General features: G+C 60.5%; 10 protein-coding genes. 7 read left to right on the plus strand and 3 right to left on the minus strand.

From position 1 onward, the window contains the following. The 6 genes from Q0288_RS05740 to Q0288_RS05765 all read left to right on the plus strand — a co-directional run. Positions 1 to 299, plus strand: a 299-nt coding sequence (locus Q0288_RS05740; RefSeq protein ID WP_299428503.1) for a hypothetical protein, incomplete at its 5' end; no start/stop codon positions are given. 152 nt (positions 300 to 451) lie between these two features. Next, on the plus strand, positions 452 to 1,036 hold the full coding sequence (locus Q0288_RS05745; RefSeq protein WP_299428506.1) for a cupin domain-containing protein: 585 nt from the start codon (positions 452 to 454) through the stop codon (positions 1,034 to 1,036). Between the two features lie 375 nt (positions 1,037 to 1,411). Then, a complete protein-coding gene (locus Q0288_RS05750; protein ID WP_299428509.1) occupies positions 1,412 to 2,002 on the plus strand; it encodes an ester cyclase in 591 nt (196 codons plus the stop codon). Between the two features lie 65 nt (positions 2,003 to 2,067). Then, positions 2,068 to 2,490, plus strand: a complete 423-nt coding sequence (locus Q0288_RS05755) for a nuclear transport factor 2 family protein (protein WP_299428511.1) — start codon at positions 2,068 to 2,070, stop codon at positions 2,488 to 2,490. A 13-nt stretch (positions 2,491 to 2,503) separates the two neighbouring features. Beyond that, entirely contained in the window at positions 2,504 to 3,580 is a 1,077-nt protein-coding gene (locus tag Q0288_RS05760; protein WP_299428536.1) for a cupin domain-containing protein, read from the plus strand. A gap of 27 nt (positions 3,581 to 3,607) precedes the next feature. Then, positions 3,608 to 4,024: a nuclear transport factor 2 family protein gene (locus Q0288_RS05765; protein WP_299428514.1), complete on the plus strand. Its 417-nt coding sequence runs from the start codon at positions 3,608 to 3,610 to the stop codon at positions 4,022 to 4,024. Between the two features lie 67 nt (positions 4,025 to 4,091). Here the strand turns inward: Q0288_RS05765 and Q0288_RS05770 are convergent, their stop codons facing one another. Together Q0288_RS05770 and Q0288_RS05775 are read right to left on the minus strand one after the other, a co-directional pair. Then, positions 4,092 to 5,264: a DUF1501 domain-containing protein gene (locus tag Q0288_RS05770; protein ID WP_299428517.1), complete on the minus strand. Its 1,173-nt coding sequence runs from the start codon at positions 5,262 to 5,264 to the stop codon at positions 4,092 to 4,094. A gap of 82 nt (positions 5,265 to 5,346) precedes the next feature. After that, positions 5,347 to 6,546, minus strand: a complete 1,200-nt coding sequence (locus Q0288_RS05775) for a DUF1800 domain-containing protein (RefSeq protein ID WP_299428520.1) — start codon at positions 6,544 to 6,546, stop codon at positions 5,347 to 5,349. Positions 6,547 to 6,817: 271 nt separating this feature from the next. On the opposite strand from Q0288_RS05775, the gene Q0288_RS05780 reads away from it, so the two are divergent. Then, on the plus strand, positions 6,818 to 7,621 hold the full coding sequence (locus Q0288_RS05780) for an AMP/ADP-polyphosphate phosphotransferase (RefSeq protein ID WP_299428523.1): 804 nt from the start codon (positions 6,818 to 6,820) through the stop codon (positions 7,619 to 7,621). Positions 7,622 to 7,632: 11 nt separating this feature from the next. On the opposite strand, the gene Q0288_RS05785 is transcribed toward Q0288_RS05780, so the two are convergent. Continuing rightward, a partial coding sequence (locus Q0288_RS05785; RefSeq protein WP_299428534.1) for a GNAT family N-acetyltransferase occupies positions 7,633 to 9,804 on the minus strand: 2,172 nt, incomplete at its 5' end.

Consider the following 9,804-nt stretch of genomic DNA (forward strand, 5'->3'; position numbering starts at 1 on the left):
AGGATCTGCCGGAAGCCTTGGGGCAAGCCCAGCTCGAGGCCAGGATCCGCCCAGACTGGGCTACGCTTTCCACCCTGGCCTGGGCGCAGATGCGGAACAAACAGTTGCATGCAGCCCAGCGCAGTATCCGAGTCGCGCTCCAGGCGGGGATTCGGGATGCCGAGTTGTACTATCGTGCGGGTCAAATCGAACAACAACTGGGAAACCAGCTACAAGCTGAGATGTACTTTGCCCAGGCCCAAGAGGTAGATCCGAGGTTTGACAGAGGGTTCCGCCGCTGGTTAGGGCTCGAGCAGTGAACCTGGAGCAACCCGCCTGGCTGGCTGCGGGGGTAAACCCTGTTCAGGTTGGGGGGTTACTGAGCAGTTTTTGAACTGGCAAACGAACAAGTCCTGCCGCTACAAATACCCTTGCTTCGGCCGAAGGCCTGAGCGCACCAAGGAGGCCCACCATGAAGATGCAACAAAACCGCCGTACCGCCCTCAAACAACTTACCGCTGCCGGACTGGGACTGGTTTTAAGCGGTAAGGTCAGCACTGCCCTGGCCCAAACCAGCGTCAAGCCTGCTTTCGGGAGCCGCGCCACCCTGGCCAACAGCGTCTGGTTCAACGGCGCACTGTTTAGCGTATTGGCTGATAAGAAAACCACCGGCGGCTCGTATGCGCTGATGGATGTACGGGTGCGCCAGGGTTTTGAGGCTCCACCCCATGTACACAATGGCGAGGACGAAATCTTCTTCATACAAGAAGGTGAAGTCACATTCACTTCTGGCAGTGTCGTCACCGAAGCCAAACCTGGCGACCACGTGTTCCAGCCCAGGGGTGTGCCGCACTCCTTCAAGCTCAAGACCCCCACGGCCCGGATGCTGGTGACGTTTACACCGGGGGGCCTCGAGGAAGCCTACCGCCGGGTGGGCGTGCCTGCCGAACGTTTAGACTTGCCCGCGCCCCCTGCCAGCCCTCCCACTGCTGAACAGCTTGCTGCAGTGGCGAAGGTATTTGGCGAGTACGGTTTCGTGCTGCTGCCCCGTTCCTAATCCGAACCTTAACTTAGGAATATAACGGTCATGTTCCGGAGTGCGTTCGAATCCTCGGATGGGCTGAACCTCTGGTGCTATGGGGTTCGGCCCCAGGGCGTTGCTCGAGCCCGTACCCTTTCGAAGGTGCTGGTGGGGCAGGGGTTCCGGCTGCCGACCAACAACGCCCCTACCCCGCTGCCTACCACAACCTGTGCCGGGAGCCCAACCGCCCCCAGGTATTCGCCGATATGGCCGGGTCTGGGTTGGGGTGGATCCAACGGTTGACTGCCGCACCCCTCGAGGTGCGTCTTGTTGAATGAACAGTTTTTGGTCTGGGAAATGAGCAACCTGTAGGCGCAAACTTCAATCTATGCAAAACCCAGGGGGTTGGAGATGCACCAGGTGACGTTGTTACCACCCGAATCGCCCAGAACGATTCCCCAGCAAAAAGCCCCCCGCTGGCGCGATGCCGACGAGATTTTCCCCTGCTCGAGCGAGTGCCGGGCTTATCTCAAGCAGCGCCGTCTGAAGAAACCATCCACCCCAAAGGAGAAACCTATGTCCGCAGAACGTAACAAAGCAGCTCACCGCCGTTTGGTGGAAGAAGTGTGGAACCAGAGGAATATCGGAGTTCTGGATGAACTGATGCGTTCTGATGTGATTCCCCACTTCCTGCCACCGGGGCTGCCCGCCAACCGCGAAGGGGTGAAGAGGTTTGTGGGAGCCTTCCTGACCGCCTATCCCGATGCCCACCTTCAGATCGAACAACTGATTGCCGAAGGCGATCAAGGCGCGATGCACTGGACGTTTACCGGAACCCACAAAGGCGAACTGATGGGGATCCCGGCTACGGGCAAGTCAGTGCGAATTTCGGGCATGGAGCGCTGGCGTTTTGACGGGCAAAGCCGTCTGGTCGAGGGCTGGGCGGTCTTCGATCAACTGGGCATGATGCAACAACTTGGGGCGATCCCACAGCCCAGCTAAAACCACCCTGACTTTGCAGTAGACACTTCAGTCCAACTCGAGCGGTATCCCTAAAGGAGGAAGGTATGAGCAATGTCACAACCCTTCGCAAAGCCCATGAGGCCTTTAGCATCGGCAACGTGGATGAGGCAATTAAGGTGCTGGCTCCCAATGGCATCATGATAGACCATGGTCGGGGTCAGACCTATCGCAGCCGTGGTGAGTTTCGCAATATGCTTGCAGGATTCATGGGTATGTCCTCGAATATCAAAATTGTGGATGCCCATTATGTGGATGCAGGAGAGTATGTGACCGCTCAATTCAGGGCCGTCGGAATCCAGGATGGGCCCATGACGGGAACTCCGTTTGGGCCAAGCCACAAGCCGTTCTCGCTGGACGTGTGCGAGGTCTGGCGCTTTGGGCCAGACGGGCTGGCGGTTGAAGGGCACAACTATTCGGACGGCTTCGGTTTGCTGATGCAGCTGGGGCACCTGGCTGTACCGGCTTGAGAGTGTGGCCCACATGGCCCATCCAGGCAAAATACTCTACGACCCCCGCAGCGGGGTTCGGCTCGAGGTGCGCAAGACCGCCCGCGACACCCTTGGCAAGGGCTTTGAGGTGGAAATCCTCTATCCGCCGGGGCGGGGAAAGGAAGACCAGCAGCCCCACTACCACACCAGCTTTGACGAATGGTTCGAGGTGCTCTCGGGTAAGGCGACCTACTGGACGAACGGGATTGAGCATACGGTTGGGCTGGGGGGTCGTTTTGCCATCCCCCGGAATATCCCCCACCTCAACCCCTACAACGCCGGGTCGGATGAACTGCGCCTGCGCCAGTGGATCGAGCTGGAACAACCGGATCGTAAGACCCTCGAGGGCTTCGAAGATTTTCTCGAGACCGGCTTCGGCCTGGCCACCGAGGGCAGGAGGGCCGGTTTCTGGCAAACGATGGTTTTGCTGAAATCCCTCCAACCCAGTTCGTATGCGGCGGGCCTTCCGGTTTTCCTTCAGCGCACCCTGCTGGGCCTGCTGGCAGGGGTTGGGCGGATGCTTGGTTATCAGTCCCGCTACGCCCGCTTTGCCAGCCCGGAGCCCGCCCCTCGCCAGAACCTGGCCCACGAGTACCACTTCTACGACCGCTGGTACCTCCTGGCTCCCATCGAGCAGGTCTGGGAGAGTATTGTCCAGACGGAACAGTACTCGAGGTGGTGGGGCAGGGTCTACGACAAAGTGGAAAAACTCGAGGAGGGTGATCAGAACGGGGTCGGGGCCAGGACCCGTGTCGGGGTACACGGGCCGCTGCCCTATCAGCTCAACTTCGTGGTCGAGAGTGTGCGCATGGAGCGGCCCCATATGCTCGAGGTTCGAGCCCAGGGCGATCTGGTGGGTCGGGGCATCTGGCGCTTGCGCAGTGTGGAGGGCGGCACCGAAGCTGGCTACGACTGGCGGCCCAGAGCCGACTTCCCACTGGTGCGCCTGCTCTCGCCCGTGCTCAAGCCGCTGTTCCGCTACAACCACGACTGGTGCATGCGCCAGGGCGAGATAGGGCTGCGGGAGTGGTTTACTGGGGCTCACCGGATGAAGTCGGCAAGGGCCTGAATGCCAGAGCGTTAAGAGGAGGAACAAATGAACAACCTTGGAGTAGTTCAAATGAGCAATATCGAAGTGGCGCAAGCCATCTACCGGCGTTTTGGACAAGGGGATATTCCGGGGGTTATGGCCCTGCTCCACCCTGAAATTGACTGGATCTGGTATGGCCCCCAGGAGATTCCCTGGGCCGGTACCCATAAGGGTCACCAGGATATGCTGAAGTTCTTTGGGGCCATCGGGGCCACCGTGAGTGTAGAGGCCTACGAACCCCGCGAGTTCTTGCCAGGAGAAAACGGCCTGGTAACCGTGCTGGGCTGGCAGCGGGTACGGGTCAAGGCCACCCACAAAGCCTGGGAAACCAACTGGGCGCATGTCTGGACGATTCAGGACGGTTTGGTGGTTCGCGCCAGGGAGTTTTATGACACCGTGCCGGTGCTGGCGGCCTTCAAGTAAAACCATCGAACGAAACAAACTGGGCACCATCTAGACGCTGCCTGCCGGGGCCAGCCAGTGCTTGGGTTCACAACAAAGCCATCGGGCTAAAATCGGCGCCCAGCACCTGGCGCGGGTTGGCGGCGATCCATTGCAGCGCGGTAGCGTAGACGTTGCGGAAATCGGTCTTGTACTTCAGAGCGTTGAGCTCCAGGTCTTCCAGGTCTGGCTCGCTGCCAAACAACCCGCCCTTTACCCCACCCCCCAGTACGAACATGAGCCCGCCCTCGCCGTGGTCGGTGCCAAAGGAAGCATTTTCGGCGACCTGTCGCCCAAACTCGCTAAAGACCATGATCATCACGTCTTTGTCCCGGCCAATGGCTTTCATGTCGGCGCGGAAGGCCGCAGTGGCCTGGGCCACATGGCTCAGCAGCTCGGCCTGACGGGGCGGCTGCCCGGCATGGGTGTCCCAGCCGCCCAGGGTGGTGTAGTAGACACTGCTGCCCAGCCCACCCGCAATCATGCGGGCGATGTCGCCGATGCTTCTGCCAAAGGCATTGTCGGGGTACTGGGCGCGGTTTTTAACCTCGCGCAGCTGCCCCACTTTGTCGAGGGCGCCGCGCAGTGAAAGCATGGCCCGACGCACTTCTTCGGCGGTGCCACTGCGGGTCAGGCCGGCCTCTTTGTTAAACTCCTCCTCGAACTGCCGGGGCAGCCGGATGCTGAAGGTGTCAATGCTGTGGATGGCTGGAGCGGTGCGTTTATCCCCCATCTGGGCCTGGGGAGTGGCACCGCCCAGGAAGGTATCGCAAAAGGGGTCGTCTTGCAGGTCGCCCCAGCGGCCCAGCCAGCCGGTTTCCTCCTTGCGGGTGGGGTCGGCGGTGTGCCAGATGGAGGTGGAGATAAAGTGGCTGCGGTTGGGGTTGGGATAACCCACCTGGGGAACAATGGCCAGTTCGCCATGGTTCCACATCTGCATCAGCGGCCTCAGTTCGGGGTGAAAGCCCAGCTTTTGCCCACTGGCTCCCAAATCCAGCACTTCTTCGCGCTTGACGGCAATGTTGGGCCGCAGGCGGTAATAGAGTTCGTTGCGGTAGGGAATTAGCGTATTGAGCTGGTCGTTGCCGCCAAAGAGGTTGACCACCACCAGGATTTTGTCTTTGGACTGGGCGGCCAGGGCAGTCCTGGAGAGCAGAGAGGGTGCCCCCTGGCCGAGCGCTAATGTCAGCAGGGATTTTTTGATGAAGTCGCGTCTGTCCATATATACCTCGTCGAGTGTCCGGTGTCGAGGGTCTCAGTGCGAGTAGCCTTCTAGCCTATAACACTGGACTCGAGACCCCTGGCTACAGCAACTGTGCCTCCGGTTTGACCAGGGCCAGGGCACCGCTGGCGTTGTCCATAAATACGTTCAGATCGAGACGGCGTTCGCGACCTGCGAAACCTGCCAGCACATTGAGGCGGCTTAGGAAGGGCGACTCGGCCAGCCAGGCCATGCCCCCATCCCAACCCGCAACGGTGGGCGGGTCGAAGGGAATTTGTCCCATGGCGGCGAAAGCCTGGTAAAGGCCCCGGCCAGCCCGCCCCTCCAGATCCACTTTGTCCACACCTGCGGAGTACCACAACCCCACCATGTACTCCAGAGGGCTTTTGACGATGCTGTTGCGATATTCGGGGCGGTAGAAGGCCTCGTGGGTAAAAAGCCAGCGCAGAAATTCGCGGGTTCCAACGGTACGCAGTACCCTGGCCCCCTCCTGTACCAGCGGTTCAGGAGGCTCGGGACTCAGGTAGAACCTCAGCAGCTTGCGCCCCACAAATTCGTAGGTTTTGGGGTGGGCAATCAGGATTTCCAGCACCTCGTCGCCGGTTCGGATGCGCTTGCCCAGGAAGGTTTTTTCGCCGGGGTCGTGCCAGTTGCGGTTGAACCCATACTCAAAAGCGACGTTGGCGCTGGCGTCACGAGGGCGCTGGCCCCCAGGCAGCCGCACCGTCCAGCCGGTGAAGGCCCGTGCTGCTTCCAGAATGTCTTCTTCGGTGTAGTGACCTGGCCCTACAGTATAGAGTTCCAGCAACTCCCTGGCCCAGTTCTGGTTGGGGTGCTCCTTGCGGCTCTGCGCGTTGTTGAGATACAGGAGCATGACGGGATTTCTGGCGATGGCCTGGAGCAACTCCCCATAACGCCCGTAGCCGAGCTGGCGGAAGGTGGCGAACTGGCTCCAGAAATCAATCCCCTGCGCCCCCATGGTCTCGCGAAACTCGGAGGTGAGGTGGCCGTGCCAGAACAGCACCATTCGCTCGGCAGCGGGGGTGGGGGTGGTGAGCCAGTGATTGACCCACAACTCGCTGATCTCGCGGTGCTGCTGGCCGCGCTCGTTGCGGGTGGCGGCAGTGGTATAGGCGGGCGCGGGGGCCGGGTTTTGCAGCAGAGCATCTACCGCTGCCTCGCGGCCCAGGTCGGCCAGCCGCTGGGCTTCTTCCTTGCGTCCCCTGGCGGCTGCGCGGCGGAGCAAATGGACTGCGTCTGGATAGGTCAGTGGTTGGGCCATCTCGGACTCCTTCCTGCTAGTATGCTTGGCCAGTTTCCTGAAACAGACTAGGCTGGCAAGCTGAAGTCGGCCTTAAGTTTGGAGGCCTGAAGGTCTAATACTACAGTTCGGCTAACCCGCCAGGCCAGTCTGCAAGACCGTATGTCACTGACGCGGTACCCCTACCGTACATGGGGATAAACATAGCTCGGGAACACTTAAACACAGCCTCGAGCAGATGGCTGTACACTTGTTCCTACCAGGCTTTAGAATCCGGCCCAAAGGAGTGAGTATGAAAGCGTATCGTATTGAGCAAAACAGCGGTTTCCGCCTCGAGCATTTCGACCCCGAAGACACCAGTGCCTTCAATGGTGATAAAGAAGCAGGTCTTCTCGCAATTAAGGAGCGCAACAAACGCCTCGAGCACCTGCAAGAACTGCTCTACGCCGAGGGCAAGCACAAGATACTGGTGGTTCTTCAGGCCATGGACGCCGGCGGCAAGGACGGTACCATCCGGGTGGTCTTCGATGGCGTAAATCCCAGTGGGGTGCGGGTAGCCAGTTTTGGCGTTCCCACCGAGCACGAGCTGGCCCGCGACTACCTTTGGCGCATCCACCAGCAGGTGCCGCGCAAGGGCGAGATGGTCATCTTCAACCGCTCCCACTATGAAGATGTGCTGGTAGTTCGGGTCAAAAACCTGGTTCCCGAGGCGGTCTGGAAAAAGCGCTACCACCACATCTGCGAGTTCGAGCGGGTGCTGGCCGAGGAGGGTACTACCATCCTCAAGTTCTTTTTGCACATTTCCAAAGACGAACAGCGCATCCGCTTACAAGAACGACTGGACAATCCCGAGAAACGCTGGAAATTCCGCAAGGGCGACCTGGATGATCGCGAGCTATGGGACGATTACCAGCGGGCCTTTGAGGATGCCATCCGCGAGACCAGTACCGAGTACGCTCCCTGGTATGTCATTCCCGCCAACAAGAACTGGTACCGCAACTGGGTGGTCGCCAGCATTCTGGTGGAGGCGCTCGAGGGTCTCCAGATGAGCTACCCTCAGCCCGAAGCGGGGCTGGACACGATCAAAATCAAGTGATACCAACCCTCTTACTCCCGCAGCGTTACGCTGGCCTGGGTAACGGCGGTGCTCTGCGCAGCAGCGGCCAGGGTCAATTCCAGACCTGTCACTTCGGGTAGTTCTTCGACCAGCCTCGAGACACGCAACAGAACGTCTTGCAGGCTTTCGAGGTGGGCCTTGCCGGATAGGGGAGCCAGCATCTGCAGGGCTTCGCTGTCCGTCAGCGGAGTGATGCGGATGCCCAGCAGTAGTTCGCCCAGTGGCAGGCCGGTAAGGGCCAGGGTCAGCACCGAGCCAAACAAGGGGTCGTTCTTGACCCGCAGCGCCAGGGCAATTGCACTGCTGGGGGAAGCAGCGGTTCTCAGGCCGAAATAGCTCAGCAGTTGCGCGGTCTGGGCCTCGCCCAAATGGCCTCTGATTGCACCTACCAGCGTGCGGGCCTCATCTTCTTGTACCCCGTGGTCGGGTATTTCCCCTGGCGGGGTCTTGCGCCACTGGGCATAGGAGTAAGCCGCTGCCAGCGCCCGTCCCGCCGACTCGGGGAAGCGGTACGAGGGCACCAGCTCCACACCCAGCCGCACTCTGGGCCGTCCGGCGGTCATGAAGCAGGTGAGAATAGGGATGTGCACCCCCTTCTCTCGAGCCTCCTTGAAGGCAGTGCGCAGGGCCTCGACGACTCCATCCAGGGTGGCGTAGCCCAGCGGTACAAACAGGGCCATGGACGCATCGCAGCCGCTCGCCAACAATTCTCGAGCAGACTCTAAATATTCATCGGCAGAAGCCCGCGAGCCCAGATCGCGCACTTCGGCGGTCAGGCCCTCGGCCTTAAGGGCCTCTTCGGCCAGATGGGCTGGGCCGGAGGCGTTGGTCAGGAGTGCTACCCTGGGGCCTTCCGGCAGGGGCTGGTGGGCCAGTACGGCCGCAATGTCGAACATTTCTTCGAGGTTTTCGGCCCGTACCACCCCGGTTTGCTTGAAAAGGGCTTCCACCACTGCATCCCGCCCAGGCCGCACGGCCAGGATGGGTTTCTTGCGTCCCACCCGCCTCGCCAGCCGGGCAAACCGCCTGGGGTTGCCAAACGATTCGACATACAGCAGGATCAGCCCGGTGTCGGGGTCTTCTTCCCAATACTGGATCAGGTCGTTGGAAGAGATGTCTACTTTTGCACCGAGCGAGACAAAATTGGAAAACCCCAGTCCCATCTCGCGGGCATATTCCAGCACCGCCAGCCCTACGGCTCCGCTCTGACTGGACATAGCGATGCGCCCCTTGAGCGGGAGGGTAGATGCAAGTCCCGCACAAAGCTGAATTTCCGGGTTGGTGGCAATGAGAGCCAGCGAACCCGGCCCCACCAGCCGCATGCCGTAGTGGCGACAGGTCTGCACCAGGGTCTTGATCTGGTGTGCTTCCATGTCGGTTGTGACCACCATCAAGGCCCGTACCCCCCGCTGCCCGCAGGCTTCGGCAGCCTCGGGCACCTTGTCGCGGGGGGTGGTGACGACGGCCAGGTCAATTGGCCCTGGTACGGCTTTGATGGAAGTATAGGCCAGCATCGAGCCCACCACCGGCACCTCGCCCGCAGCAGGGGTGGCGGCGGTGTTGACCGGATAGACCGGACCCTGGAAACGGTTCAGAATCAGGTGCTCCAAAACCTGGTAGCCCACACTCCCTGGATCCCGCGAAGCCCCCACCACCGCTACCCCTCTGGGGCGCAGCAACGGCAGCAGGGAGGCTACCGTGGAGACCCGTTCGCGCAATTCAAACCTGGCGATCATTTCCGGGCTGGGTTCTATCTCAAAGCCCACCTCGACCTCCCCGGAGTCGGTGTGGGATTCTACTTTGAAGCCGCTGGCTTTGAAAACATCGAGCATCTGCTTGTTTTCGGCCAGCGTGAAGGCGTGGAAGCGGCGAATACCCCGCTGAACCCCAATCAGGGCCAGTCGCTCGAGCAAAAGCGAACCCAGTCCCTTCCCCTGGAACCAGTCATCTACCAGAAAAGCTACTTCAGCCGAGGTGGAGCCGCTACCCTCTTGCACGTACTCCCCGGTAGCGATGATACGCTCCGGATCGCCGGAGAGCACCACCAGGGTGACTTTATCCTCGCCTTCGGGTTTTTTGAGCAGCAGTTCGGCAGCGGTTTCGGGCCTGACCTCGGAGAAAAACCTGAAGGTGCGGGCCTGGGGCGAGAGGCGCTCGAGAAA

Source organism: uncultured Meiothermus sp., from assembly GCF_937863175.1.
Lineage (GTDB): Bacteria > Deinococcota > Deinococci > Deinococcales > Thermaceae > Meiothermus.